This window comes from Rhodococcus sp. BS-15 (genome assembly GCF_000813105.1).
Lineage (GTDB): Bacteria > Actinomycetota > Actinomycetes > Mycobacteriales > Mycobacteriaceae > Rhodococcoides.
The window spans coordinates 1-731 of sequence record NZ_BAOX01000613.1 but is presented as its reverse complement, the minus strand read 5'-3'; the positions used below and the strand labels follow the sequence as shown (position 1 = coordinate 731).

Sequence of the window (731 nt, the reverse complement as noted above, 5' to 3'; positions counted from 1 at the left end):
GTCGCGCCGCCCGTGGGCTCGTCGATCAGCTGTGGGCAGCTCCGGGCGCGGTCGTCACCGGCAGCAGCGTCGCTCTGACGATCGGCCCGCTCAACGTCCTGATCACCGAGCCAACCGCCGACCGGCGTCGCTACCTGCTCTCCGGCACCGTCACCGCGGAAACCTTGGCCACCGCCGCCCAGCAGCTCGAAGGAGCAGTCGCATGATCCGCACGACCGGCCTGACCAAGAGCTACGGATCGGTGCAGGCTGTCGACGGCGTGGACCTCGACGTGCGCGCCGGCGACATCTACGGCTTCGTCGGTGCCAACGGCTCCGGCAAGACGACGACCGTGCGGATGTTGCTCGGGCTGGTCCTGGCGACCTCCGGGCAGATGCAGGTGCTCGGCGAGGAAATGCCGCGGCGACGAAGAAACGTGCTGCCGCGGGTGGGGGGCGCTGATCGAGAACCCCGCCGCCTACCCCAACCTCTCCGGCCGCCGGAACCTCACACTGCTCGACGCGGCCGGGCCGGGCGGTCCCGGCGCACCAGGAACGCCCGCGTCGGCGAAGCCTCGAGCAGGTGGGCCTTGCCGGGGGTGGGACGCAGACCGGTCAAGCAGTACTCGCTCGGTATGCGGCAGCGCCTCGGCTTGGCCGCGGCGCTCATGCGCACGCCCGAGCTGCTGATCCTCGACGAGCCGACCAACGGTCTCGACCCACAGGGAATCCTGGAGATTCGAGAATTGCTCC

At 70.3% G+C, this 731-nt stretch carries 2 protein-coding genes; both read left to right on the top strand.

Annotated features, from left to right (window positions below; translation table 11 throughout):
* A partial coding sequence (locus tag RHBS_RS29495; protein ID WP_236745430.1) for a hypothetical protein occupies positions 1 to 206 on the top strand: 206 nt, incomplete at its 5' end.
* A partial coding sequence (locus RHBS_RS28270) for an ABC transporter ATP-binding protein (protein WP_145977675.1) occupies positions 203 to 731 on the top strand: 529 nt, incomplete at its 3' end. The genes RHBS_RS29495 and RHBS_RS28270, both read left to right, overlap by 4 nt.